Origin of the sequence: Clostridium oryzae (assembly GCF_002029235.1) — a bacterium.
Classification (GTDB): Bacteria; Bacillota; Clostridia; order Clostridiales; family Clostridiaceae; genus Clostridium_AE; species Clostridium_AE oryzae.
On the sequence record NZ_MZGV01000001.1, the window covers coordinates 105918 to 131639 of the forward strand.

A 25722-nucleotide genomic window follows, 5' to 3' on the forward strand; every position below is an offset into this window, starting at 1 on the left:
AATATCAAATAAAGGTCAAATATGAAATTATTGGATAGTAAAACTGCTCATATATTATATTACACAGCGTCAGTTTGGAGGTTATAAAATAAAATAATTAAGGAGGAATTTAAATGAATCTATTAAAAAAAGTAAGTTCTGTTGCAGTATTCTCTATGTTTTTATTTACAACTTTAGTTCCTCAGACAGTGTATGCAGCAAATGCGTCAGCAGCCAATACAAATGACAGTATTCAAAATGCTACAAACGTAACTATTGGCAGTGAAGTTACAGGAACTGCAGCTACGGAGGATGAAGAAGAAAAGGATGAATATTTCCGATTTACTGTTCCTAGCAATGGAAATTTAACAGTTAATTTTAAACATGATGCTCTAAAGGGGTATGATTCTGAGGATGGACTATTTGAATTAGAAATTATGGATGCTCAAGAAAATGTGTACAAGACTATTGATTCTTCAGAAAGTGACACAGCTGTTACTGGCAGTGTCGGGTTAAAAGCTGGAACATATTATGTTCATGTAAATTCTGAGTATGATGATGAATACACTAACCTTAAATACAGTTTCTCACTTAATTTGAATGTCAGTGATCTATATGAAAAAGAATATAATGACGATATAGATACTGCAAATCAGATTAATATTAACAATGAATATCATGGACAAATAAGTGACGAGGATGATGGTGACTATTATAAATTTACTACAACTGCACCAGGGAAGGTTCAGCTGTATTTTAATCATGATAAAGTTACTAACAATAATTCATATTTATGGCGTATAGATATAATGGATAAGGACAGTAATATTTATCAAACTCTTTATTCTGCAGGAGATAACAAGGAGGATTCAGTAGTTGTGGGTCTGCCTCAGGGAGAATATTATATCTATGTATCAAGCTGTGATGATGGAAGTTACGACGACGATGATTATGACGATGACGATAGTTACAGCGATGGTTTTGCTGGAAGTGCAGATTATGCATTGAAAGTTGGTTTCACGGCTGATGCTAATTATGAACAGGAATTTAATGATAGCGATGCTTCTGCTAATCCTATTGATTTGCAAAAAACGTACAGTGCAGCTATAAATTATAGAGGTTATGCAGATTATGATAATGATGAAGATGACGAAGATGATGAATCCAGTGATGTAGATTATTTCACCTTTAATCTTTCTAACTCTAAGAAAGTGAATATTAAATTTGGACATGAGAAGGTAAGAGGCGAATCTGATAATTTATGGGAAGTTCAGGTTAAAAATCATAATGGTAATACGGTTAAAGAGTATAATGTAGCAGGTAACAGCGGTACAAAAAATTATAAGATCAAGTTGAACAAAGGTAAATATTATATAACAGTTACTCAGGCAGATGGTGATTACTACGATGATGATGATACAAGCTGTACAGATTTAAAATATACTGTTAGGGTTAACTAGATATTAGGAAGGGCCAGATGCGGTGTGCATCTGGCCCCTTAACATTTGTTTTAGAAGAATGTTGGTAGTTTTATATGTGGACAAGCACCTAGTCTACCAACATTCTTTTAAAACATAGCTGAAGCCTGCTGCAGCTGATATACAAATTTGAACTGCCTATACAACAACATCCTTTTGTAACAGACATCTAGGCTTCATAAACTTCATAACTAGCAGCACCTGCCAACACTTTTGTTAAACAAAAGCTTTTATCGCTTTTTCCATACGACTTAATGCCTCAGCTAAAGTGCTTCTTGGGCAGGCTATATTTATTCTGATAAATTCTTTACCAGCAGCACCAAACATTATTCCTTCATTAAACCACAGCTTGGCTTTTTCTAGAAAGAAATCCTTTAATTGGTCGCCTTTATAAGGAAGAGCGCTGCAATCAACCCAGGTCAGATATGTACCCTCTAGATGAGCAACTTTTAACTCAGGGAGTTTTTCTTCTAGAAATTCCTTTAAAAATTCATAATTTCCATAGAGATATTTTATAAGTTCATCAAGCCACTGCTCTCCTTGGTTGTAGGCTGCTATGGCAGCAGTGATAGCAAAGGAAGTAGGTTCACCAATAGTATTTCTTGCAAATGCTGCTTCTACCTTAGTTCTTAGTTTTTCATTAGGAACTATTATGTTAGAGATCTGAAGTCCTGCAAGATTAAAAGTCTTGCTTGGTGCAGTACAGGTTATTGAATTATTTAAAAATTCCTCTGAGATTGAAGCGAAGGGGATATGTACATTTGGAGAATAAACAAGATCGCAATGAATCTCATCGGAAATAACAATAACATTATGCTTCAAACATATATCGCCGATTTTTCTTAATTCATCTTCTGTCCAGACTCTTCCTACAGGGTTATGAGGACTGCATAGAATCATAACCTTAACATTATTAGCTGCTATTTTTTGTTCTAAATCTTCAAAATCCATGCAATATTTTCCGTTAATAACCTTAAGTGGATTTTCAATTAAATCACATTTATTATTCTTTATAACTTTATAAAAAGGATGATAAACAGGAGTTTGAAGTAGCACTTTATCACCAGGCTTAGTGATACCTTCTAAGATTATATTAAGTGCTGTAACTATTCCGGGACTGAAAACTATCCAATCCTTTTTAATTGACCAATTATGTCTTCTTTTCCACCAATTACATATAGCATCATAGTACTCTTGTGGAAGAATATTATATCCGAAAATTCCTTCTTCTGCTTTTTTAACTAAAGCATCAGTAACTGCTGGTGGAACTTTAAAATCCATATCGGCTACCCATAAAGGCAGAACATCAGAATCTTCGGAGCTCCACTTTACAGAGTTTGTTTTCCTACGTTCATATATTTCATCAAAATTGTAGTGCATAAAATTACCCCCTCCATAAGCTTATGAATACAATTATATCTTATTTTACATAAATATAATTGTATATTTTTTGTTACAAAACAATGGAAACGTTGCAATGAATGTTAATTTAGTGTAAAATTTTTAAGTAAATAAAATGGGAGAGGTGCATAAATGAAAAAATTATTTTTAGTTTCCATGTGCTTTGTACTGATTTTGAGTTTATTCGGGTGCCAAAAAAAGGATAACATACAGACTATAAACTATGACAATGGTGCCAAATATGTTGGACAAGTTAAAAATGGACAACCTAATGGCAAGGGAAAAATGACTTATGCTTCAGGCGATTCTTTAAAAGGCACATTTGTAAACGGGGTAATTCAAGGCAAAGGTGTTGCTAAAGATGCTAAAGGCGGAGTGTACGAAGGAAATTTCGTTGATGGCAAGATGAGTGGCAAAGGTGTACTTACCTCCAAAGAAAAAGGCTATACATACACCGGAAATTTTAGTGAAGGTAAATTTAATGGAGAAGGCGTTTTGAAATTTAAAGATGGAAGGACAATGAAGGGATCCTTTAAAGATGGACAACTAAACACTGAAACTTATGGAGATAGCGATAGTTCTGATAGCTCCAGCTCCTATAGTACAGCGACTACTAGTGGAAATTAGAAAAAGCAATAATTTATTTGTAAACTTTGATTATTAATGGTAAAATAAATATATAAAAATAAGGCTAGGTTATAACCTAAGCCTTTTTTAAAATGGAGGATGGACATGGCTGAAAGAGAAATAAAGCTCTTCTTGCCTGAACAGGTAAAGGCAGATACGTCGTCATTTAGAATGGGACTTATGGAAGAGGAAGTTAAAGAAATAAATGAAAAATTCCCTTTAGAAGAGAACAGCGTTAACATACAGCTTGCATATGCAAATGAAACAGATGAGGGACTTGAAGTTTCGTTTTACATAAGAAGTACAATGAAAAATAATATTAATTTTGAAATAATACCATTAGAGCTTATAAAAGATGGACAAGTAGTTGGAAGTCAGGTTTTTAATTTATCTGCCATTGGAAATGTTCCGGCTTATTCAGCAGTTCCTTATACAGTTGAGTTTGATAAAAAAAGTTTAAAGACAGATGATTTTAGCGATTTGAAGGTTGTGTTTTCACAGGCCAATGCTCTAAAGGCACTTAAAACGTTAGATTTAGATATATCAAATATACCTGAGCAGCTTCAATATAAGTATAAGAAGCAGCTTGAGGAATATTCAAAATCACTTCCGAGAGTTAGAAAAGATTCTATAGATTTGCATGTATACACTGTAAGTTTTGATGAAGATAAGAATCTTGATGTAGTAATGCTTATACGAAATGGATATGACAAGGAAATAAAGATTGAAAAATTTCCTATAACCATATATGATAAAAATAATACGGTTATATATACTGGCGAATATTATTCAGAGGAAGGAATCGTTATTTCTGCTTCAACCTCAAAACTTATAACAATTACCTTTGATGAAGTGTTTTTATTGAACAACGAAGGAGATTTAAGTGAGTTTAGAGTAGAGTTTAAATAACCTTTAAGAATGCTGAAATAAAAAAAATTAGTAATATTGCATAAAAAACTCTTCAGTTTTTTGTGCGTTTGTAGTATAATAAAAAAAGGAAGATATTTTATACATTTGCGAAATAAGAGCAAACACTCTTGCTTCTATTTAGATAATAGTAAAAGCCGACTGCAGAAGTCGGCTTTTGCTATTGTCTAAACTTTTTAAGGCAGACTAAAGTATTAAGCTGCCTAATTGAATTACTATGCTAATTACTTTATTTATGAGGTGTCTTTGTTTTACAGTCGTAATTGTTACAGTTTTATTAAAAAACTGTACTTTTTTCTTATTAAACGGTAAAATGGTAAATGAATAATTGAGACGAGGTGTAGTTATGAGTGGCGCATTTAGTATATTTGGAAGCTATAGTGAAAGAGAAATAAAAAGGTTAAAACCAATAATAAATAAAATAGACAGCTTTGGGAATGCTATGGAGGGACTTACGGATGATGAACTAAAAGCTAAAACTGATGAATTTAGGAAGAGGATTGAAGACGGTGAAGGTATTGACAGAATACTTCCAGAAGCTTTTGCAGTGGTAAGAGAGGCTGCCTATAGAGTGCTGAAAATGAAGCATTATGAAGTACAGCTTATGGGCGGAATAATACTTCATCAAGGAAGAATTGCAGAAATGAAGACAGGAGAAGGTAAAACTCTTGTGGCTACGCTTCCTGCTTATTTAAATGCTCTTGAAGGAAAAGGTGTACATATTATTACAACTAATGATTACCTTGCAGAAAGAGATAGAAATGAAATGGGACAGATTTTTGAATTTCTTGGTCTTACCGTAGGGGTTATCCTTCACGATATGGAACCAGAACAGAGAAGAGCAGCCTATAATGCAGATATAACATATGGTACAAACAATGAGCTGGGCTTTGATTATCTTAGAGATAACATGGCGGTTAACAAGGAAGAGAGAGTTCAGCGAGGCTTATATTATGCTATTGTAGATGAAATAGATTCTATATTGATTGATGAGGCGAGAACCCCGCTAATTATAGCAGGTGAAGGTGATGAGCCTTCAGATATATATTATACCTGTGATAAGCTTGTTAAGACATTCAAAAAAGGAGAACATTTCAGTGTAGATGAGAAGAGGAAGGCAGTTACACTTGATGATGCTGGAATAGAGATAGTAGAAAATACTTTTGGTCTTAAGAATTATGCTGATATAGAGAATAGGCTTATACAGCATCATATAATTCAGGCATTGAAAGCTAATTATACAATGTTAAGGGACAGAGATTATATAGTTAAAGATGATGAAGTTATCATTGTTGATGAATTCACAGGAAGAGTTATGGAAGGAAGAAGATTCAGTGAGGGTCTTCATGAAGCTATTGAAGCAAAGGAAGGCATGAAAATAAATAATGAATCTAAAACTTTAGCTACTATAACCCTTCAGAATTACTTTAAAATTTATGAAAAACTATCTGGAATGACAGGTACTGCCGCAACAGAAGAAATGGAATTTAGAGAGATATATAACCTGGATGTTGTAGTTATTCCTACTAATAAGCCAATTCAGAGAATTGACTATGATGATGTTGTATATAGGACAACAAGAGCAAAGTATAATGCAATTATAAATGAAATTGAAGAGAGTTATAAAAAAGGTCAGCCTGTACTAGTTGGAACATCTTCTGTAGCTAAATCTGAAGATATATCCTTCCTTCTTAAAAGAAAAGGAATTAAACATAATGTACTTAATGCTAAGAATCATGCTAAAGAAGCAAAGATTGTAGAGAAAGCAGGGCAACTTGGTGCTGTTACTATAGCTACTAATATGGCAGGTAGAGGAACAGACATAAAGCTTGGTGAAGGTGTAGCAGAAGTAGGCGGACTTAAGGTTATCGGTACAGATAAGCATGAATCAAGAAGAATAGATAACCAGCTCAGAGGACGTTCAGGACGTCAGGGCGATCCTGGATGCTCGAGGTTTATTATATCGCTTGAAGATGAACTTATGGAGAGGTTTGTACCTGAAAGATTTAAGGAGCTTTACGATAAAATAGCAGAAAATGATAGTATGCCGCTACAGAGTAAATGGGTCACCAGAGCAGTAGAAACAGCTCAGAAATCTGTAGAAGGGGATAATTTTTACACTAGAAAGAATCTTGTTTCATATGATGACGTTGTAAATGTACAACGACAGATAATATACGATGAAAGAAACAAGGTGCTTGATGGTGAAGATGTAGAAGAAGATATTCTTGACATGGCGAAGACCGTTATTAATAAAACAGTAACGGATTACGTAGGAACACAAGAAGAGGAAGAAGAAGCAGATGAATTCAAGCAGCAGCTTGATAAAATCATATCAGCAACAGAGGATATATGTATTGATAAAGGTTCGATTTCCGCAGATGAAATGAAGAAAATGTCCAATGCAGAGATTGAAAACTTAATTTATGAAAAAGCGATGGATATATACGAAAAAGCCAAGCAGAAGCTAGGCGAAGAGGAAATTAAATCCTTAGGAAGGGTTATTTTGCTGAAGGTAGTTGACGAAAAATGGGTAGATCATATAGATGATATGGAATTTTTGAAGCAGGGTATTGGACTTAGATCTTACAAACAGGTAGATCCAGTTCAGTGTTTCCAAATGGAGGCTTCAGAGATGTTTGACAGCATGGTGTACAGCATCAAATTCAATACTGTCAGAAACTTATTCCTTAATTTATTAGCAAGGTTAAATGGAAATGGGCAGCCTGAAGAGCTAGAAGATGATGAGCTTGATGATGAAATAGAAGATTTTGAAGATATTGATGAAGAAGAAATGATAGATGAATCAGCGGCTGCTGAAGAAACTGAAGAACAACAAGAGTTTCAGCGTTTGCTTAATGAAATGGAAGCTATTGAGCAGGAAGAAACTGAGAAGGAAAAAGAAGCAGAAACTGAACAAGAAGCAGACAATCAATAAAACTAATAGGAGGTATTCTAATGAAGACATATCTGGTTACCGGAGGAGCTGGTTTTATAGGCTCAAATTTTGTGAAATATATGCTTGAAAAGTATGACGACATTAGCATCATCAATCTTGATAAGCTGACTTATGCAGGAAATCTAGAAAATCTTGATTCGGTGAAAGATGATAAAAATTACACTTTTGTTCATGGTGATATATGTGACAGCACACTAGTAGAAAAAATATTTGCAGATCACGATATAGATTATGTAGTTAATTTTGCAGCAGAATCACACGTTGACAGAAGCATAAGAGAACCAGAGGTGTTTGTAAAAACAAATATTCTCGGAACAGTAACACTGCTTAATGCAGCTAAAAATGCTTGGGCTGATGGTGATAGCTTCAAGTCAGGAAAGAAGTTTTTACAGGTAGCTACAGACGAAGTGTATGGAGCACTTGGAAGTACAGGCTTTTTTACTGAAACTACGCCACTTAATCCTCATAGTCCTTATTCTGCAAGTAAGGCTTCTGCAGACCTAGTGGTAAAGTCATATTATGATACTTATAAGATGCCCATAAATATAACAAGATGTTCCAATAATTATGGCCCATATCAATTTCCGGAAAAGCTTATTCCGCTTATGATAAATAATTGCCTAAATCATAAAAAACTTCCAATATACGGCGATGGACTAAATGTAAGAGACTGGCTCTATGTTGAAGACCATTGCAAGGCAATAGATATAGTAATTAATAAAGGTGTATTGGGTGAAGTCTATAATGTTGGCGGACACAATGAAAGAACCAACATTCAGATCATTGAAACAGTAATAGATTATATAAACAAAAATGTTGATTCATCTGTTGATAGATCTCTTATGGAGTTTGTTGAAGACAGAAAAGGTCATGACAGAAGATATGCCATCGACCCAGCTAAAATAAAAGCAGAGTTAGGCTGGGAACCGGAGACATGTTTTGAGGATGGAATCGTATTAACTATTGAGTGGTATGTAAAAAATAAAAAATGGATGGAAAATGTAACTAGTGGCGCATATCAGAATTATTATAATGAGTATTACAAAGGCATTTAAGTTTTAGAATTAAGTAACATAAATACCTTAAATACCCTAAATTGATGTCGATTCTGTTACAGAATTTATTTAACATAAACTTTAGGGGGAGAAGTATTGAGAAATTTAGGAAGAGTTTTATTAGTGTTGTTTACGTTGTTTACAACACTTGGATTTAAAAGTGTAGAGGCTAAGGGTATTAAGTGTGGTACTTATTTACCAACAATAAAAGTTATGCTTGTGGATTCAGCAAACGGAACTACTAATAGAATTGGCAGATCACCGAGATATAAAATAAAGTTTGCTATAGACATTGGACATAATACTCCTCATGATACAGGTGCAAGGGGAATTAGATCAGAGGATGAACTAACTAGAGAAGTCGGAAAAAGAGTGATAAGGAAACTAAGGGCGTTAGGTTATGCTGTTGTATCAACGTTACCATCGACCTCTAAAAGTCAGATAGATTCATTTAAGCAGAGAGTGGATATAGCAAACAAAAATAAGGTAGATTATTTTGTTTCTATTCATTTTAATTGTGGAGGGGGACAAGGCTCTGAGGTTTTCTATTACTCTTCAGCAGGCAAGAGGTTGGCGAAAAATGTGGTTAATCAGTTAGCAGCTTTAGGATATAGAAACAGAGGAGTTAGGTGTGACAAGCAACACTATGTATTGAAACATACCAAAGCAAAGGCTATACTTATTGAATGTGCTTTTGTAGATTCAGAGAGTGATATGGCAAGGTACAATGCCGATAGGATGGCACAAGCTATCGTGAATGGATTAATCCAAGCATAAATAAAGTTTAAAAGAGTGAAGGCTCTATTCTTGTGATGTGGCGAGAATAGAGCCTTGCTCAATGTTACAGAAAACTGTTGTTACAGAAGAATGTTGTTTTTATGTACAAGCCCTCCAATAACAACACTTTTGTGAAACAACAATTTTCTGTAACAGAGCTCCATGCAGAAAAAGCAATAATAACAGCACCTTTTCATTAACATAAAAAAATTTGTAGCTAGAAAATATATCTAATAAGCATTGTCTCGCATCAGTACGCATACTAACGTGCTACACAGAATTTTGAAATCCTCATATAATGAAAAATTGTCGATATATTCTAAATCATAATCAATAGTCTCACTTAAAGTGAGAGCGCTTCTTCCATTAATTTGCGCAAGTCCTGTAATTCCAGGAGTCATGATAAGCCTTTTTTTATAACGTTTAGGGTATTTAGCAACAATTTCTGGAATTTCTGGACGAGGCCCAACTAAACTCATATTTCCAATAAGTACATTAACGAGCTGCGGTAATTCGTCTAAGCTTGTTTTTCTAAGAAATCTCCCTATTCTCGTTATCCGATTGTCATCTTTGTGCTGGAAAATAAAATCATCTATACATTCTGTATTGATTTCATATTGATAATTAACACTCGTATCTTGCAGCATAGTTCTAAACTTATATATTTTAAATTCTTTGCCCATCTTTCCAACTCTAGTTTGTATAAATAAGTAGTTTCCTGGCGAATCTAATTTTATTAATAATGCTATCATCATAAAGAGGGGAAACAGCAGTATTAATAGTAACAGTGAAACTACTATGTCAAACCATCTTTTTAGTAATAGTTCAGTTTTTTTTCTCATTTTATCACCTAGATATTTAAGTTCTGTAGTAGTTTTTCTAAATAGAAGTATTTTATGCTGTTAATTTATGGCACTTATTGGTAAAGAGTACATAGATGGTCTATTGATACATTACGTTTATTATTTACCTTACATATGTTATAATAATAGAATCTTATAGTGAGATTTTGTACACTTAAGAATACGTGTAGATTTTTTTTCATATAATATTTAATGATTTCATTTACTTAGTTAATATTAAGCGATTTTGTCGAGGGTTATTATGAATAAAAAGCTGCATTTTATATCATTACTTATAAAAAGATACAAGGAAGATGAACTAGCGGTGATATCTTCAAGAATAGCATATAGTCTCCTTTTATCGTTTATACCACTACTTATTTTTTTACTTACTATACTAGGATTTACTCATATAAAAAGTGGCAACATCATGATATATATATCTGATATTGTCCCCAAAGATGTATATCAGCTTATAAGTGAAATACTTAAGGAAGTGGTGGATACTAAAAGGTCAAATCTTCTGTCTTTTAGTTTGATAGCAACATTATGGTCTGCATCAGGAGGAATAAAATCTATAATGTGGGCACTTAATAGAGCTTATGATGAAAAAGAAAAAAGAGGGTTTATAAAATTTAACCTAATCTCTTTGCTATTTACCATAGGTATAATAGGTATAGTATTTATCTCAATGATTATGGTGGTATGGGGCAATGTCATTGGACAGTATGTCATTTATAAATTACATATAACTGGTATATCGATATTATTATGGAATATTTTGAGATATTTAATAGTAACTGTGTTTATGTTTATTATTTTTATATCTATATACTATTACTTGCCATGCAGGCGGCAAAGATTTAGGGATATAGTATCAGGCACTCTTTTTTCTACAATAGGGTGGATTTTGAGTTCATTTGCATTTTCTTATTATGTAGATAATTATGCTAATTATTCTAGAGTGTACGGAAGTATTGCCTCTATTTTTATTCTTATGCTGTGGTTTTATATTTCCTCAATAATACTTCTTTTAGGAGGAGAAATAAATGCAGTGCTTTTGGAGGCAAAAAAAAGAAACACAATATAATATATAGAGCTACTGAAGGGAGATTTTTAATTGAAAGTACTTATTACCGGAGCTAACGGCCAATTAGGAAGAGAAATGACTAAAGTTTGTTCAAACTTATCATATGATATGCTTTTAACAGGCTCAAAGGATTTAGATATTAGAGATATTGATGCGACCTACAAAATAGTTAAGGATTTTAGACCGGAGCTTGTTATTAACTGTGCTGCACATACTGCAGTTGATAAATGCGAAGAGGATGTGGATAATGCTTATAGGATAAATGCCATAGGAGCAAAAAATTTATCACAGGCCTCTTATGCTGTAGGTGCAGAGCTTGTGCACCTTTCTACAGATTATGTATTTGATGGAGAAAAGGACAGGCCACTTACAGAGTTTGATGATACAAATCCTCAAACGGTATACGGAAAATCTAAGCTTGCTGGTGAAAAAATGGCAGCTGAATTTAACCCTAAACATTATATACTTAGAACAGCGTGGCTTTATGGAGATGGAAAGAATTTTGTAAAGACAATGCTTAACTTAGCTGCGGGAGATAATGAAATAAAAGTGGTGACAGATCAATTTGGATGCCCAACAAGTACAGCTAGTGTAGCAAAGCTTATCATAAAACTTATTAATGAGAAAAATTATGGGCTTTTTCATGCTGCTAGCAAGGGAAAATGCAGCTGGAACGATTTTGCTAAAGAAATATTTAGATTAAAGGAAATTAATAAAACAGTAAATCCATGCACTTCTGAGGAATTTGTTAGACCAGCAAAAAGACCCCAATATTCAGTATTAAGAAATTACATGCTGGAGCTTACAACTGGTGATATAATGCCAACTTGGCAGCGAGACATATACGAATATCTAAAATAATTTTATTGATTATGATTACAAAAACCGAAAATGGCTATAATCACTAATATAAGTTATAAACTTATTAAATTATTTGGAGGTTTTTGTATGAACAGAATTATTTTAGTGGGAAGGCTTACAAAAGATCCGGAGCAAAGAATGATTGAGGATAAGAATAAGCTGATGGCCAAATTTACACTTGCTGTAGATAGGGGTTTTAAGAATGCAGAAGGTGAAAGAGAAGCAGACTTTATTCCCATAGTTCTATGGGGAAAAAGAGCAGAAGTTGCAATGGAATTTTTGCAAAAAGGAAGCCTGATAAGCATATGTGGAAGACTGAATTGCAGAAGCTATGAAGATAGTCAGGGAATAAGAAGGTATGTATCAGAAGTTATTGGAGAGTCTTTCCAGTTTATAGATAATATCAAAACTGAAAATACGGCAGTTTAGTATATAGTGCCAGATGCCTGCATTAATGTTAGTCAGGTGTCTGGCATTAATATTATCAATTATAGAATGCTACAAAAAAGTGCTGTTACACCAAAATGTTGGTGTGAGTAAACACCAACACTCTTTTGTAACAACACTTTCATATAACATAGCCTGAGGGCAAGTTTGTAGTAGCAGCAGCAAATAACATAAACATGATATCTTCAATTTTTACTTAAAGTTTTAAACCAGAAGCTTTTCTGCATTAGCATAGCTTGAATTATTTTTCATGGCTAATATAATTTTTCCTGCATTTTTGGTATCACCTAATAATATAGCACCTGCTAATGTGTCGTCCTTAAAAAATAATTTTTTATATACACCTTTTGTTTTATCCTCTAAGATGCTGCTTTTTAATGAACTATCGCTAAAATCAATAGTCCCAGCGGAGAAAACTTCTGTATTAAGAGCTTTAAAAATAACAGAGGATACGAAATGCTTAAATTTACTGTTTGTAGAAGCATCTACTGAATTGGCGCCAGCAACTTTTCCCATTTCAATAGCTGCAGTCCAATTCCCGTACACTAATCCGTTAAGTTCTGCCACATCGCCGCAGGCAAATACATCTTTAATATTAGTTTCCATTTTTTCGTTTACTATGATACCCTTATTACAAGCTATACCTGACTTCTCTGCAAGGTCTTTATTAGGCCTTATACCTGTTGAGAATAACACTAAATCGGCGGATATTATTTTCCCACTGCTTAGCTTTACAGCATCTACTTTATTTATTGAATCATCGGCAATAAGTTCAGCAGCAGAGTCATTTAGAATTAATTCAACTCCGGAATTGTTAATTAATGCTTTGAAGAGTTCTGCACTTTTATCATCAAGCTGTCTTGGTAAAAGTCTGTTAGCAAATTCAACAACCGTAACAGCTATGCCGGATTTTTTTAGTTCCCAAGCTGCTTCAAGACCGAGAAGGCCTCCTCCTATTATTACTGCTGATTTGGCATCTTTCATGGCTAATTTAATTCTATTTGCATCACTCTTGTATTTCAACGTATAAACTCCAGAAAGATCTGAACCCTTAATATGGGGAATGAAATTATAGCTGCCATTAGCAAATATTAATTTGTCATATTTAAGTGTATAGCCGTCCTCTGATACAAGTTCTTTATTATTGACTCTTACATTAGATATTTTTTTACCTAAAATTAATTCGATTCCATTTTTATCATACCATTCTTTATTTGATATATAGAACGAACTTTCTTTAATTTCCTCTGAGAGATAATCTGAAAGTTGAGGTCTATAATATGTCAGTTCATTTTCAGCTGAAATAATTTTAATTACAGCTTTAGAATTATTTTTTCTTATAGTAGCAGCAGCGTAGTATCCAGCTGCTCCGTTCCCAATAATAGCATAGACTTCAGCTTTGGCAGTATCATGAGAAGCTTTTTCGTTTAATTCGTCTGTTACATCAATAAACTGATCTGCTCCAGCTCCACATACAGGGCACGGATCAGGAGGAAATTCACCTTCGAAAACTTCGTTACACACTAAACATTTCCATTTTCTGACTTTCCCGGTGTTTACGCTATTCATTTTATCAGCTAATTTACTGTCAGATTGCTTTTTTTTTTCTATAGCTTGAGGCACAGCATCAGCAGGAAGTTTACCAAGGTTAACTAAAACTCTTTTCCCGAACTCAGAGCCGAAGTCAAAAGCTTTTTTTAAATCGTCTTTAGAAGGTTTAAAGCTAATTTTTAATCCAGGCTGCTGCTTCATTTTAAGCTGTTTTAATCTTGCCTCAATATTAGGAACAGCCTCTCCGCTCCAACCATAAGAACCAAAGGCTGATGCTACTTTACCGCCATGAACTATTGGATTGAGCTTTAAGAGAAGTTCTCCTATAGGTTCCAATAAATCACCATTTATTGTAGGTGACCCGAAAAGTATACCATCGGAAGTAGAAATATCTTCAAGTATTTTATTTTTGTCGTGATGAATTACATCATATAATGTTATGTCAAAATCTCCGTTGGATTTTATTCCGGCAGCTATACTATTTGCAAGTTCTGCAGTATAACCATAAGCGGATACATAGGAAATTGTAACTTTAGGTTTTTCTGACTTAGCAGCAGCAGTACTCCACTCTTTGTAGAGATTTACTATTCTCCATGGATCCTGTCTCAATATAGGACCATGACCAGTACAAATCATATCTATATCAAGATTTTTTATTTTATCTACAGCTTTTAATACATAAGGCTTAAATGGTCCCATGATACAATCGAAATAATAACGAAGAGCTTCCATATATTGTTCTTCATTCTCGTTCAGGTCATTAAAAACTTTACTGTTGCAATAATGACTTCCAAAAGAATCACAAGTTATTAGAACTTTATCTTCTTCCACATAAGTATACATAGTATCAGGCCAGTGTAAAAATGGAGCAGTAATAAATTTTAAGGTTTTGTTGCCAAGGCTAAGGGTATTACCGTCAGCAACAGTTATATATTCAAAAGGTCTATTTACTATAGATTTTAGAAAATGAAGCGCAGGCGTTGTTCCTACAACCTTTGCATTTGGAGAAAGATCTAACAGCCTTTCAACTGAACCAGCATGATCAGGCTCAGTATGATCTACTATGATGTAATCAATTTTCGTAATGTCGATATTCATTGATTTTAATCTTTCTAGATATTCATCAAAAAACTGTGCCTTTACTGTTTCCATTACAGCAACTTTTTCGCTGCCTTTAACTACATAAGAATTATAAGTAGTTCCATAAGGAGTGTACATTATAATATCAAAGATTCTAAGTCCTGGGTCTAAAGCACCTACCCAATAGATGTTATTTTTTACTTCTAAAGATTTCATTAAAAACACGTCCTCTCAAAAAAAATGGATTGTGAAATAATTAACTTCAATTTACATAGCTTATTATTAGTATTATATCCTTTTCAAATTTTAAAAGTACTTTTAATTAAATAGAGATAAAGCTAAAATTATGTATCCAATAAAAAAGACGTGATCCCCAATGAATCACGTCTATTAGGGAGTCAGAGGTGGATAAAACGGTAATGAGTTTATCCAGTACATTTTATTGGAAGTAATATTTAGATAATAATAATTATCTATTAATAATTATATAGCTGATTTTCTAAAATATCAATACCTTTTGTGTAAAATTAGTACATATTTAGTATGCGCTAATAATATATATAAATAATAAATTTAGGTATTTTGTTTAGAGAGGAAGAATTCATGAATTATACTTTGATTGGATGCGGACGTATATCACCTAATCATATTCAGGCAGCTATTGACAATAAATTGAATATTGTAGCCTTGTGTGATGTTGATGCTGACAAGATAGGGAAAGCACTGAACCTATTTAAATTGTCACCTGATATAAAGCAATACACAGATTATAAGGAAATGATTAAAAATGAAAATATAGACATTGCAGCTATTGCTACAGAAAGCGGCAAGCATTCAGAGATTGCGTTAAATTGTATTGAGAAAAATATCAATACAATTATAGAAAAGCCCATTGCTCTTTCACTAAGTGATGCAGATAAAATAATAGAAGCTGCAGAGGAGCATCATGTGAAAGTAAGTATAAGCCATCAAAATAGATTTAATAAATCTATCAAGAAAATTCGAGAGGCTGTTGATAATAATAAGTTTGGCAGGTTATTCTATGGCACTGCTCAAGTACGCTGGAATAGAGGCGAAGACTATTATAAAAAAGCAGCTTGGAGGGGAACCTGGGAACAAGATGGAGGTGCGCTGATGAATCAGTGCATACATAATGTTGATATTTTGCTGTGGATGATGGGCAGTGAGGTATCTGAGGTTATGGCTTATACCGATAAGCTGGCTCATGATTATATAGAGGCAGAGGATTTTGGGATTGCACTTATTAAATTTAAAAATGGTGCTTATGGTGTTATAGAAGGCACTACCGATATATATCCTGAAAACCTTGAAGAGACGTTATATATTTTTGGTGAAAAAGGTACAGTTAAGGCAGGAGGAAAATCGCTGAATACTATTGAGCAGTGGAGATTTGGAGATAAATCTGACAATGAGGAGGAAATAAAAAGAATATACAGTGAGAATCCTCCCAATGTTTATGGATTTGGGCATAAACCGTTATACGCTGATATGATTGATGCAATCAAAAATAATAGAAGACCATATGTTGATGGTAATACAGGTAGACGGGCCTTGGAATTGGTTCTAGCTATTTATAAATCGGCAGCCCTTGGAAAGCCTGTTACATTACCTCTTGAGAAATGTAGCACTATAGATTTTAAAGGGAGATTTTGATTATGGAATTTAAGGGATTAAAAGCTCAGTATAAAGCGTTAAAGGATAAAATAGATTTAGCTATGATAAGAACTGCCTTAGAAGGAAATTTCATTATGGGTAAACAGGTAAGTGAGCTTGAAGATAGTCTTGCTGAATATGTGGGAGTTAAGCACTGCATAACATGTGCAAATGGTACAGATGCATTGACAATGTCGTTAATGTATTTTGGAGTAAAAAAAGGGGATGCTGTTTTTGTTCCAGATTTTACTTTCTTTTCGTCAGCAGAAGTCGTTTCTTTTCTTGGAGCTACACCTGTGTTTGTAGATGTAGATCAGTATACATTTAATATTGATCCTAAAAAACTTAAAGAGGCCATTACTATGGTTAAAAAGCAAGGTAAGTATAATCCTAAAGCTATAATCGCCGTGGATTTATTTGGGCTGTGTGCAGATTACTACAGAATAAAGCAGATAGCAAAGGAATATGATCTGCTGTTATTAGAAGACGGAGCTCAAGGCTTCGGAAGCACGATAAAAGGTGATGCTGCTTGCTGCTTTGGAGATATAGCCACTACTTCCTTTTTCCCAGCAAAGCCTTTAGGGTGCTATGGAGATGGCGGAGCTGTTTTTACAAATGACGATGCAGCTGATGAATATTTAAGGTCAGTGAGGATACATGGGAAAGGTTCACATAAATATGACAATGTAAGGATAGGTATAAATTCTCGGCTCGATACAATTCAAGCTGCCATTCTTCAAGTTAAGTTTCAGGCATTAAAAGAATATGAACTTGATGCATTAGCTGAGGCTGCAGCAGCATATACCGAAAGTCTTAGGAATGTAGTAGCTATACCAACCATTCCAAGAGATTATAGGTCAAGTTGGGCTCAATACACTATAGCTCTGAAAAATGAGCAGCAAAGAAATAATTTACAAATATTCTTAAAGTCAAAAGGAATACCAACCATGATATATTATCCCAAAGCTCTGCATATGCAAGGCGCTTTTAAATATTTAGAATATTCATCTGGGGATTATCCTATAACTGAAAAATTATGCAAGTGTGTTTTGTCACTTCCAATACATCCTTATATAACAAAAAAAGAGCTGTTAAAAGTTACAGATATGATAACTACCTATATAAATAGAAGATAATATATAAATTATATGCAATAAAAAATAGATATATTTCGACAAAATTCAATACCGATTAGAAAGTATTTTCCAGGTAAGGAACAATTTATAATTATAATATGTTATACATAAAGTAAAGTTGTCATATCATAAGGTTAAATTATCTTTACCAATAACATGTAACGACAGTATTCTTATCACGAATGTGATAATATAAACGTATATAAAGTGAATATGTGCATAATTATTGTATTATTAGGGGGAATTGAATGATGGTTGTAATGGAATGTTTGACTAGGAGTATAGCAGATGGTGAAATGACATACACTTATTTCTATAGAATTGTAAAGCATGAGGTGCAGTTGGAAGAGAATACAAGCATTATAAAAGTCCAAACATATGGAATAGAAGCCGAAAGATACGATTATAATAATGGCACTTTAGTTAACATCGAAAGAGATTGTATAAATAATATTGGTCCTCAAAGGCATAAAGTACATAATTTATTAAAATTGCTTTATGATAATGCGGTTTCGCCTATTCACTTAGTAGATGTTTTAGGAGTTTATGTGGATGAACAGGTGTCAGATTTTTGTAGTAATGAAAATATGGTAGCAGTACAGAATTAAATCTTGCGTTTTGAATATTGGTGTGGTAATATTACTCTTAATGATATTTGTAGTTAAGAGGGAGTAACTGCCTTTTGGTGATAAAGTCAACATACTGGTTATTTAATAACCTGGCTTTATTGTGACGTTTTGTCAAGTGAGACTTTTAACACAATAAAATTTGTTACAGAATCATTTAATAGTTTTTATTTTATGATTTTGCTTTAATTTTATTGTGCTAAGGGTCTTTTTATTTTATATAAAATAAAAACTTATAATAACAAATGATCACAGGAGGTTTTTTTATGACATCATTTATTAAAGCACTGATGTTTGTAGTTGTTGCAGAAATGGGGGACAAGACTCAGCTGTTGGCTATGGCTATGGCTGGGAAATACAAGATCAAGCAGGTATTATTAGGAGTATTTGTAGCTACTGTTGTTAATCATGGTATTGCAGTAGCAGCTGGAAAGTACTTAGGTTCACTGATACCTATGGGGACAATAAGAATAGTTGCAGCAGCATCGTTTATTTTGTTTGGTCTCTGGACTTTACGAGGAGATAAAATTGATGATGATAAAGAAAAGAAGAGTAAGTTTGGACCTGTTATAACGGTAGCTATAGCATTTTTTATGGCAGAGATGGGCGATAAAACACAACTTATGACTATAGCTATAGCAGCACAAAGTGCACAACCAGTACTTGTACTTTTAGGAACTACTACTGGAATGATGATAGCAGATGGTATAGGTATAATAGGCGGTGCTTGGATGTGTAAACATATCCCGGATAAGTATATTAAATGGGGAGCTGGAATTATATTTATTTTCTTCGGAACTCTTACTTTCTATGAAGCAGTACCAACAAAATTTTTAAACCCTGTATACATAATTATATATTTTATAGTAATAATTCTAGGAATATATATTGCAGGTGTTAAATTTTCTTATGAAAGTCAGTTATGTAATTTGACTGACAAGAATAAGCAGACTAATGAAGCATAGATTTATGCAAATTGTTAGAGCGTAAATTAGAAATATTAAATATAAATATAAATATAAATATCATAATGAACCTGTCCCAAAATTATTTGGCTATTAGTCGGGATGGGTTATTTTTGTGCCTATAGCAATGTTTCATAAAAATGTTGGTATTTTGATATTATAAATTATGGACAAACTATATTTAAAATAAATACTTGCAATGTGATTATTAGTAAAAATATGTGGCAATAATCAAAATATAAAATATCTTTAACGAGGTGCTGCATGAAGTTTTTAAAATATAGTTCAACCGTAAAAATCATAGATACTAAAAAAATGTTTGACCATTATGAGTATATTATTAAGTTGATTAATAAAGCATTTTTAAAAAGAAAAAATAATTGTCCGCATTGTAACAGCAGACAAATTATTAAATATGGTCATTTTGGTGAAAATAAGCAAAGATATAAATGCAAGGCTTGCGGAAAAACTTTTAATATATATACCTATACTATATTAAGTTACAGTAAGAAAGATGTAAAGGACTGGATAGCATATATTAATTGTATGCTTAGAAAGCTCACGGTAAGATCAAGTGCAGGAGAGATTAAAATTAGCAATACAACTTCATTTTATTGGAGACATAAAATACTTAAGCTGCTAAAAGATGAAATGCCCAACGACTTATGTGGTATTATCGAAGTAAAAACTTCTTATAGTATTGAAAACCTTAAAGGCAGAAGATACCGATGTAGTCAAATTGTTGATAACAGCAAAAAAGATAGAAGAATATCTACGATATGCTGTGTTGATAGAAGAGGCGATATATTTTCTAAAGTGGTATGCAGAGGAACTATGAACTATAGGAGTGTTGAGGAGACATTAAAGGATAGGATAGCTTCAAATTCTATACTATGTTTAGATAATAATATGGCTTATGTAAGTTTTGCGAAAAAATATAAGTTAAGGTTTCATAAAATTAACTATGCAAGACAGATAGTTAATTTTAGATTTCATATATTAAATGCAATTGGGTTTATAAAAAATGTTCAGGATTTAATCCACTGTTTTAGGGGAGTTGCTACAAGATATTTGAATTTTTACTTAAATTGGATAAAATGGATTGATGTAATGAAAAGACAAACAGTAGGGCAGTATGTTAATAATTTTTTAGATATGGTTACTAAAAAATATATATTTAGAATATATGATTTCAAAATGATCGGAGAGCTTGGACAATATACAAGACTTTAATTGTTTAGTATAGCTTGTACCAAAAAGATTAAGTAGTAACAACATTCTTTTGAAACATAAGTATATGCAATAAAAATACATACCAACATACTCACATAAAGTCAGCACCAAACCACATTGGCGAAAAAAATCTTCATAAATGGTATGTGCAGTATTTATTTACAAATATAATCACCAGTTATAAAATTGAGATAGGAGTATCGTATAAGTATGGTCAAAAAACACAGGAGTGATTAAGTAAATGATTATAGGCATTGGAACAGACATAGTAGAAATATCTCGAATTGATAAGGCACTATCATCACAAAACAGCTTCCTAAAAAAAGTATATACTGACGTAGAAATTGAATATATGAAAAGCAGAAATATGAATCCACAGCATGCGGCAGGAATGTTTGCTGCAAAGGAAGCAGCAGCAAAGGCTTTAGGTACAGGTTTTAGAAATTTTGGGCTAAAGGATATCGAAATATATAGAGATGCTTTGGGAAAACCAGAAATAAATTTAAAAAAAAATGCCCGTAAGCTGGCAGAAAGCTATGGAAACTATAAAATACATTTAAGTATTTCACATTGTAAGGATAATGCTATAGCCTATGTAATATTGGAGGTATTAACATGAGAGTTGCAGGAGCTGATGAACTTAGGCAGATCGATAGGAGCTGCGTAGAGGATTATGGCATTCCAATGATCGTACTTATGGAGAATGCTGCCCTAAAGTTATTAAAACACTGCTTAGATATGGCAGATAATGATTATGTTATTGTAGCTGGCTGCGGAAACAACGGTGGTGATGGATTGGCACTAGCCAGACATTTGCATTCTATTGGAAAGAAAGTCAAAGTGTTTTTTGTTGGAAACATAGAAAAAGCAAGTGAATGTTTTAACGTAAATTATAACATATTGATGAAGCTTAATATAAAAATACAGAATGTTGAACGAGAAGAAGACTTAGAAAAACTTCAAATGTCTGTGGAAACTGCACAACTTGTTATAGATGGTATTTTTGGCACAGGATTAAATAGAGAAGTAACTGGTTTATTTAGTGAAATTATTAAAACTATTAATTTGAAAGCATCAAAAGTATTATGCATAGATATACCTTCAGGTATGAAGTGTGATGATGGACAAATAATGAACTGTTGTATAAAAGCCAGCAGAACGATTTCCTTTGAAATGAGTAAATTGTGTTTTCTGACTTATGATGCACAGGAATTTTGCGGTGAAGTAGTTGTGGAACCAATTGGTATATGTGAAGAGATTATTCATAAATATCATAGAGGAATATTTATCACTGAGAAAAGTATTCTGAAAGAGCATATTAAAAGAAGAAACTTAATATCTCACAAAGGTGATTATGGTAGGGCAATGATAGTTGGTGGATCGCCGGGACTGTATGGCGCCCTTTATATAGCAGTATCAGCTGCTGTAAGAGCAGGAAGTGGGTTAGTTACTGCGGCTTCCTTTAGCTATGTCATCAGCGAAGTGAGCTCTAGATTTGTTGAAGCTATGACAGTGGATGTCAATAGTGAAAGGTTTAGTTCAGTGCTTGAAAAGTCAGATTGCATAGGTGTGGGACCTGGACTGGGTAAAAGCATGCAGAGTAAACAATTGTTGGAAAGGCTTATTAAGAATTGTAATTGTCCAATTGTAATTGACGCAGATGGACTTAATTTAATTGCTGAAAATGATGCTATTAGAAAGCTTGTATATAAGGCAAATCAAAAAATAATTATGACGCCTCATGTTGGAGAAATGGCAAGACTAACGGGATATACTGCAGAGTATATAAATAATAATAGAATTCAGGTGGCTAAAGATTATGCTGAAAAAGAGAAGGTTATATTGTTATTGAAAGGTTATAACACGGTGATAACCGATGGAAGCTTGGTCTATGTAAATCCAACTGGAAGCAGTGCTATGGCTTCAGGGGGTATGGGAGACTGTTTAACTGGAATTATCACATCATTTATTTCCCAGGGAATAGAACCATACTGGGCTGCAGTTTGTGCTGCCTATGTGCATGGATATTGCGGTGATAACCTTAGTGATGCAAGACATAGTGTATGTGCATCTGACATAATAGAAAAAATACCTTTTGCTCTTAAAGAAATATTGTATATCTAGAATATTACTGGAATATATGGAATATTAGTAGTAATGGTATAAATATTGCAGGAGGAGCGAATGGGTTCAATAAAAAAATCAGTATTACTTTTTCTTGTGCTCTTGTTTGCAGTTTTTACAGGGTGCAGTAATACTGAGACAAAACATGAGGATGCAATTAGACACATTAAGGCTATAAAAACGTATTATTGTAAAGCAGATATAAGTGTAATAAATGATAAACAGAAGCTAGAATATAAATGTAGGATTTATCATGACAGCAAGAGAGGCAGTGCAATAGACATAAACGATAAACGAAAGCTTATATTTAAGGACAATTGCATTTATGTAACTGATAAGGCGAGTGGTAAGAAATACATACAGAACAGAAATTTTGATGAGGTTTATCATCTAGCATTTATAGACGATTATATTAATCTTATGTATAAAAATCAAAAAGCTGAGTGCAACAGGAAAGAGATTAATGGAACGCAGTATGAGCTGATAAGCTTTGATATAAACGGCAACAACAGAAATATAAGTAAAGGTACTTTGTATTTAAGTGAAAAAGGTTTTATGCCGAAAAAACTTATCATATATGATAATACTGGAACTGAAAAAATAGTGATAACTTATTCTGGGTATGTTGCAAACAAAAAAATAAGCAGTAAACTCTTTAAATTTAATATATAAATATACAATATAATAATAAAACAGATGATTGCTTATATTCAAAATTTAACATAAATAAATGTTACGAATGAGGTGTAAAAAGTGAACAGTAATAATGAAAAGTTAAGGCCTGTATGGGCAGAAGTTGATTTAAATGCAGCTGCCCATAATATGAGAGAAATAAGAAGAGCATCAAAGTCAAAAGAGCTAGTTGCTGTAGTAAAAGCAAATGCATATGGACACGGAGCAGTACAAATGGCATCTGTGTTTTTAAAAAATGGAGCTACTAGATTAGCTGTAGCTATTATATCTGAGGCTATTGAATTAAGACAAGCTAACATAACAGCTCCAATAATGATATTGGGTTATACACCATTGGAGTATGCAGAAGAATTGGCCAGATATGAGATAGGTACAGCAGTATATTCCTACGACTACGCATTGGAATTATCCAAAAGAGCTAAAAATTATGGTATGAACATAAAAATACATATCGCACTAGATACTGGAATGGGAAGAATTGGATTTTTAATGGACGAGAAAAGCGTTGAGGATGTATATAAAATAAGCAAATTGCCCAACCTAGTTATAGAAAGTATATTTTCACATTTTTCCACCAGTGATGAGAAGGACAAAACGTATTCTATGGAGCAGTTTAAGAGGTTTAATAATTTTTGTGACAAGCTAAACAAATTGGGAGTGGACTATGGAGTTAGAAATATAGCTAACAGCGGAGCTATTATAGATATGCCGGATACTCATCTCGATATGTGCAGAGCTGGCATAATATTGTATGGATATCTTCCATCTAATGAGGTTAAGCAGCATGAGCTTGATATTAAACCTGTTATGTCTGTTAAGGCAAAAATAGTTAATATAAAAAGAGTACCAGCTGGTGAGAGTATAAGCTACGGGAGGCAGTATAGAACAGAAAGAGAAAGCATTATAGCAACTTTACCCATTGGTTATGCAGATGGATTTACAAGGCTTTTATTCAATAAGGCCAAGGTTATAGTTAAGGGGAGGTTGGCTCCTGTTGTAGGAAGAATATGTATGGATATGTGTATGATTGACGTTACTGATATTCCAGAGGTAGCTGCGGGTGATGAGGTAGTGATTATGGGTTCTCAGGGCGAAAATAGTATTACGGCCGATACTTATGCAGATTTATTAGGCACTATAAATTATGAGGTGCTTTGCGGGGTAGGAATGAGAATTCCAAGGATATATAAATAATCACCATATTCGTAGAAATATTTATTCTGGCGTATGTATGAACCATAAATTCAAATACATTTAAAGTATTAAAATATCTTGCTGGAGAAATCTTTTAAAGAGGTATTTTAAAATTCATAATATAAGAATTTTGGTGCATTATATATAGATAATGTTTTGACATATGTTTTTAAAATGGTATAATGATTGTGTGATTGTCAGTTAGCAGTTTTTTTTTATTCGTAAGTACCGTCAGTCTGTTATTAGTATCAGGTAACTCAATAAGCTTACATATTTTTGCTTAGGAGTAATAGGAGGTATAAATATATTATGTCAAGTCAAAAAAAGATGATTAAGAACCTCTCTGAAACACTTAGTAGAGAATTTGAAAAGGAACGTCATGACAATGGCAAAAAAAATAGTCAATTTATTAAGGAAGCCATAATATTATATATAGAGCAGAGAAAAAAAATTGAATATTTAGAAAAAATGAAAAAAGGCTATATTGAAATGGCAGACATTAATGTAGAGATGGCTGATATGGGATGTTCCGATGATTTTAAGAGTTTGCAAGAATATGAGGTATGGCTTACGGAGAGTGATTTGCCTGATGACAATGATAGTGAAACGAGGAGATATATTTTATGCTGACCTAAGTCCTGTAGTCGGATCTGAACAGGGCGGAGTCAGACCTGTAATAATAATTCAAAATGATGTTGGAAATAAATACAGTCCTACAGTAATTGTTGCAGCAATTACTTCACAAATAAATAAAGCTAAACTTCCTACACATGTAGAAATTTCTTCAGAGGAATATGGATTAAATAAAGATTCAGTAGTACTTTTGGAGCAGATAAGAACGTTAGACAAAAAACGGCTAAAGGAGAAAATAGGCCATATGAAGGAAGCAGATATGCTTTTAGTAGATAAAGCTCTATTGGTTAGTATTGGGCTTAGCCAGTATTATAAAGATTTGAATTAGACTATTCTGACTGCTGTTTTGGGTCATCATCTTGTGATGATG

General features: G+C 33.2%; 22 protein-coding genes and 1 pseudogene. 20 read left to right on the top strand and 3 right to left on the bottom strand.

Going from position 1 to position 25722, the window contains the following annotated elements; all coding sequences use genetic code 11:
- Nucleotides 1-113: 113 nt before the first annotated feature.
- Nucleotides 114-1439 (top strand): pre-peptidase C-terminal domain-containing protein, encoded by a 1326-nt coding sequence (locus tag CLORY_RS00400; RefSeq protein WP_079421603.1) that lies wholly within the window; start codon nucleotides 114-116, stop codon nucleotides 1437-1439.
- Nucleotides 1440-1673: 234 nt separating this feature from the next.
- Here the strand turns inward: CLORY_RS00400 and CLORY_RS00405 are convergent, their stop codons facing one another.
- A complete protein-coding gene (locus CLORY_RS00405) occupies nucleotides 1674-2837 on the bottom strand; it encodes a MalY/PatB family protein (RefSeq protein ID WP_079421604.1) in 1164 nt (387 codons plus the stop codon).
- A 153-nt stretch (nucleotides 2838-2990) separates the two neighbouring features.
- Here CLORY_RS00405 and CLORY_RS00410 point away from each other — a divergent pair, with 153 nt between their 5' ends.
- From CLORY_RS00410 to CLORY_RS00430, 5 genes and pseudogenes are all read left to right on the top strand, one after another.
- Complete coding sequence (locus CLORY_RS00410; RefSeq protein WP_079421605.1) at nucleotides 2991-3485, top strand: MORN repeat-containing protein; 495 nt, start codon at nucleotides 2991-2993, stop codon at nucleotides 3483-3485.
- A 105-nt stretch (nucleotides 3486-3590) separates the two neighbouring features.
- Nucleotides 3591-4394 (top strand): SLAP domain-containing protein, encoded by an 804-nt coding sequence (locus CLORY_RS00415; protein ID WP_169911481.1) that lies wholly within the window; start codon nucleotides 3591-3593, stop codon nucleotides 4392-4394.
- 364 nt (nucleotides 4395-4758) lie between these two features.
- Nucleotides 4759-7104 (top strand): annotated as a pseudogene (gene secA, locus CLORY_RS00420) (preprotein translocase subunit SecA); the annotation flags it as partial.
- A 266-nt stretch (nucleotides 7105-7370) separates the two neighbouring features.
- Entirely contained in the window at nucleotides 7371-8426 is a 1056-nt protein-coding gene (gene rfbB / locus CLORY_RS00425; RefSeq protein WP_079421608.1) for a dTDP-glucose 4,6-dehydratase, read from the top strand.
- Nucleotides 8427-8522: 96 nt separating this feature from the next.
- Nucleotides 8523-9203: an N-acetylmuramoyl-L-alanine amidase gene (locus CLORY_RS00430; protein ID WP_079421609.1), complete on the top strand. Its 681-nt coding sequence runs from the start codon at nucleotides 8523-8525 to the stop codon at nucleotides 9201-9203.
- A 230-nt stretch (nucleotides 9204-9433) separates the two neighbouring features.
- Here the strand turns inward: CLORY_RS00430 and CLORY_RS00435 are convergent, their stop codons facing one another.
- Entirely contained in the window at nucleotides 9434-10045 is a 612-nt protein-coding gene (locus tag CLORY_RS00435) for a sugar transferase (protein ID WP_079421610.1), read from the bottom strand.
- Between the two features lie 262 nt (nucleotides 10046-10307).
- Here CLORY_RS00435 and CLORY_RS00440 point away from each other — a divergent pair, with 262 nt between their 5' ends.
- The 3 genes from CLORY_RS00440 (at nucleotide 10308) to CLORY_RS00450 (ending at nucleotide 12425) form a co-directional block, all read left to right on the top strand.
- Nucleotides 10308-11135 (top strand): YihY/virulence factor BrkB family protein, encoded by an 828-nt coding sequence (locus tag CLORY_RS00440; RefSeq protein ID WP_079421611.1) that lies wholly within the window; start codon nucleotides 10308-10310, stop codon nucleotides 11133-11135.
- A 30-nt stretch (nucleotides 11136-11165) separates the two neighbouring features.
- Nucleotides 11166-11996, top strand: coding sequence for a dTDP-4-dehydrorhamnose reductase (gene rfbD / locus CLORY_RS00445; protein WP_079421612.1), 831 nt, complete (start codon nucleotides 11166-11168; stop codon nucleotides 11994-11996).
- 87 nt (nucleotides 11997-12083) lie between these two features.
- The gene (locus CLORY_RS00450) at nucleotides 12084-12425 is read left to right on the top strand and encodes a single-stranded DNA-binding protein (RefSeq protein WP_079421613.1); all 342 of its coding nucleotides are present in this window, start codon (nucleotides 12084-12086) and stop codon (nucleotides 12423-12425) included.
- Nucleotides 12426-12647: 222 nt separating this feature from the next.
- On the opposite strand, the gene CLORY_RS00455 is transcribed toward CLORY_RS00450, so the two are convergent.
- Nucleotides 12648-15290: an FAD-dependent oxidoreductase gene (locus tag CLORY_RS00455; RefSeq protein WP_079421614.1), complete on the bottom strand. Its 2643-nt coding sequence runs from the start codon at nucleotides 15288-15290 to the stop codon at nucleotides 12648-12650.
- 387 nt (nucleotides 15291-15677) lie between these two features.
- Between CLORY_RS00455 and CLORY_RS00460 the strand changes: the two genes are divergently transcribed.
- The 11 genes from CLORY_RS00460 to CLORY_RS00510 all read left to right on the top strand — a co-directional run bounded on the left by CLORY_RS00460 (nucleotide 15678) and on the right by CLORY_RS00510 (nucleotide 25680).
- Nucleotides 15678-16748, top strand: coding sequence for a Gfo/Idh/MocA family protein (locus CLORY_RS00460; RefSeq protein ID WP_079421615.1), 1071 nt, complete (start codon nucleotides 15678-15680; stop codon nucleotides 16746-16748).
- A 2-nt stretch (nucleotides 16749-16750) separates the two neighbouring features.
- Nucleotides 16751-17884, top strand: coding sequence for a DegT/DnrJ/EryC1/StrS family aminotransferase (locus CLORY_RS00465; RefSeq protein ID WP_079421616.1), 1134 nt, complete (start codon nucleotides 16751-16753; stop codon nucleotides 17882-17884).
- A 248-nt stretch (nucleotides 17885-18132) separates the two neighbouring features.
- The gene (locus CLORY_RS00470) at nucleotides 18133-18492 is read left to right on the top strand and encodes a DUF6514 family protein (RefSeq protein ID WP_242954275.1); all 360 of its coding nucleotides are present in this window, start codon (nucleotides 18133-18135) and stop codon (nucleotides 18490-18492) included.
- A gap of 284 nt (nucleotides 18493-18776) precedes the next feature.
- Nucleotides 18777-19475 carry a TMEM165/GDT1 family protein gene (locus tag CLORY_RS00475; RefSeq protein ID WP_079421617.1) on the top strand — a complete coding sequence of 233 codons (699 nt, stop codon included), beginning with the start codon at nucleotides 18777-18779 and terminating at the stop codon, nucleotides 19473-19475.
- A gap of 264 nt (nucleotides 19476-19739) precedes the next feature.
- Entirely contained in the window at nucleotides 19740-20708 is a 969-nt protein-coding gene (locus CLORY_RS00480; RefSeq protein ID WP_079421618.1) for an IS1595 family transposase, read from the top strand.
- Between the two features lie 241 nt (nucleotides 20709-20949).
- The gene (gene acpS / locus CLORY_RS00485; RefSeq protein WP_079421619.1) at nucleotides 20950-21327 is read left to right on the top strand and encodes a holo-ACP synthase; all 378 of its coding nucleotides are present in this window, start codon (nucleotides 20950-20952) and stop codon (nucleotides 21325-21327) included.
- Nucleotides 21324-22832, top strand: coding sequence for an NAD(P)H-hydrate dehydratase (locus CLORY_RS00490; RefSeq protein ID WP_079421620.1), 1509 nt, complete (start codon nucleotides 21324-21326; stop codon nucleotides 22830-22832). Before acpS ends, CLORY_RS00490 begins: the two co-directional genes overlap by 4 nt.
- A 60-nt stretch (nucleotides 22833-22892) precedes the next feature.
- Complete coding sequence (locus tag CLORY_RS00495) at nucleotides 22893-23504, top strand: germination lipoprotein GerS-related protein (protein ID WP_079421621.1); 612 nt, start codon at nucleotides 22893-22895, stop codon at nucleotides 23502-23504.
- Between the two features lie 81 nt (nucleotides 23505-23585).
- Nucleotides 23586-24719, top strand: coding sequence for an alanine racemase (alr, locus tag CLORY_RS00500; protein ID WP_079421622.1), 1134 nt, complete (start codon nucleotides 23586-23588; stop codon nucleotides 24717-24719).
- A 309-nt stretch (nucleotides 24720-25028) separates the two neighbouring features.
- Entirely contained in the window at nucleotides 25029-25349 is a 321-nt protein-coding gene (locus tag CLORY_RS00505) for a CopG family transcriptional regulator (RefSeq protein WP_079421623.1), read from the top strand.
- Nucleotides 25309-25680, top strand: coding sequence for a type II toxin-antitoxin system PemK/MazF family toxin (locus CLORY_RS00510; RefSeq protein ID WP_079421624.1), 372 nt, complete (start codon nucleotides 25309-25311; stop codon nucleotides 25678-25680). Before CLORY_RS00505 ends, CLORY_RS00510 begins: the two co-directional genes overlap by 41 nt.
- Nucleotides 25681-25722 lie beyond the last annotated feature (42 nt).

What these genes read in the sequence shown, in the direction of transcription:
- CLORY_RS00400 (WP_079421603.1), top strand. Translation starts at nt 114, where the DNA reads ATGAATCTATTAAAAAAAGTAAGTTCTGTTGCAGTATTCTCTATGTTT.
- CLORY_RS00405 (WP_079421604.1), bottom strand. Translation starts at nt 2,837, where the DNA reads ATGCACTACAATTTTGATGAAATATATGAACGTAGGAAAACAAACTCT.
- CLORY_RS00410 (WP_079421605.1), top strand. Translation starts at nt 2,991, where the DNA reads ATGAAAAAATTATTTTTAGTTTCCATGTGCTTTGTACTGATTTTGAGT.
- CLORY_RS00415 (WP_169911481.1), top strand. Translation starts at nt 3,591, where the DNA reads ATGGCTGAAAGAGAAATAAAGCTCTTCTTGCCTGAACAGGTAAAGGCA.
- rfbB (WP_079421608.1), top strand. Translation starts at nt 7,371, where the DNA reads ATGAAGACATATCTGGTTACCGGAGGAGCTGGTTTTATAGGCTCAAAT.
- CLORY_RS00435 (WP_079421610.1), bottom strand. Translation starts at nt 10,045, where the DNA reads ATGAGAAAAAAAACTGAACTATTACTAAAAAGATGGTTTGACATAGTA.
- CLORY_RS00440 (WP_079421611.1), top strand. Translation starts at nt 10,308, where the DNA reads ATGAATAAAAAGCTGCATTTTATATCATTACTTATAAAAAGATACAAG.
- CLORY_RS00450 (WP_079421613.1), top strand. Translation starts at nt 12,084, where the DNA reads ATGAACAGAATTATTTTAGTGGGAAGGCTTACAAAAGATCCGGAGCAA.
- CLORY_RS00455 (WP_079421614.1), bottom strand. Translation starts at nt 15,290, where the DNA reads ATGAAATCTTTAGAAGTAAAAAATAACATCTATTGGGTAGGTGCTTTA.
- CLORY_RS00460 (WP_079421615.1), top strand. Translation starts at nt 15,678, where the DNA reads ATGAATTATACTTTGATTGGATGCGGACGTATATCACCTAATCATATT.
- CLORY_RS00465 (WP_079421616.1), top strand. Translation starts at nt 16,751, where the DNA reads ATGGAATTTAAGGGATTAAAAGCTCAGTATAAAGCGTTAAAGGATAAA.
- CLORY_RS00470 (WP_242954275.1), top strand. Translation starts at nt 18,133, where the DNA reads ATGATGGTTGTAATGGAATGTTTGACTAGGAGTATAGCAGATGGTGAA.
- CLORY_RS00475 (WP_079421617.1), top strand. Translation starts at nt 18,777, where the DNA reads ATGACATCATTTATTAAAGCACTGATGTTTGTAGTTGTTGCAGAAATG.
- CLORY_RS00480 (WP_079421618.1), top strand. Translation starts at nt 19,740, where the DNA reads ATGAAGTTTTTAAAATATAGTTCAACCGTAAAAATCATAGATACTAAA.
- acpS (WP_079421619.1), top strand. Translation starts at nt 20,950, where the DNA reads ATGATTATAGGCATTGGAACAGACATAGTAGAAATATCTCGAATTGAT.
- CLORY_RS00490 (WP_079421620.1), top strand. Translation starts at nt 21,324, where the DNA reads ATGAGAGTTGCAGGAGCTGATGAACTTAGGCAGATCGATAGGAGCTGC.
- CLORY_RS00495 (WP_079421621.1), top strand. Translation starts at nt 22,893, where the DNA reads ATGGGTTCAATAAAAAAATCAGTATTACTTTTTCTTGTGCTCTTGTTT.
- CLORY_RS00505 (WP_079421623.1), top strand. Translation starts at nt 25,029, where the DNA reads ATGTCAAGTCAAAAAAAGATGATTAAGAACCTCTCTGAAACACTTAGT.
- CLORY_RS00510 (WP_079421624.1), top strand. Translation starts at nt 25,309, where the DNA reads ATGACAATGATAGTGAAACGAGGAGATATATTTTATGCTGACCTAAGT.